Below are 446 nucleotides of genomic sequence, written 5' to 3' on the forward strand. Positions count from 1 at the left end.
CGTGAGGTGCAGCTGACCAAGACGCAGTTCTACGAGAGCAAGTCGTACCCCACCTTCACGCCGACCGGGCCGTACCTGGCGCTGCTGGAGCCGGAGGACTTCGTCCATCTCCTCGATCTGCGGCTGAGGTTGAGCGTCAACGGTGAGCTGCGTCAGGACCGCACCCTCGCCGACATGATCGTCCGCCCGGCGCAGGCGCTGACCCTGCTGGCCCGCTTCCAGACCCTCGACCCCGGCGACCTGCTGCTCACCGGCACCCCCGGCGGCACCGCCCTGAAGGCCCCGCCGAAGGCGGTCGAGAAGATCGGGGCGCTGCTGCCGCCCGCCGTGAAGTGGAAGGCCTTCTTCAAGAGCCAGGCGAAGAACCCGCACTACCTGCACCCGGGCGACGTGATCACGGCGACGATCGCGACCCCCGACGGCCGCATCGACCTCGGCGAGCAGCG

Annotated in this window: 1 protein-coding gene; it reads left to right on the forward strand. The window is 69.5% G+C overall.

The genetic code is table 11. The features are described from left to right. On the forward strand, positions 1-446 hold a 446-nt coding region (locus tag ICC28_RS40125), incomplete at both ends, for a fumarylacetoacetate hydrolase family protein (protein ID WP_188293807.1).

This window comes from Streptomyces sp. TRM68416 (assembly GCF_014596915.1).
Taxonomy (GTDB): Bacteria; Actinomycetota; Actinomycetes; order Streptomycetales; family Streptomycetaceae; genus Streptomyces.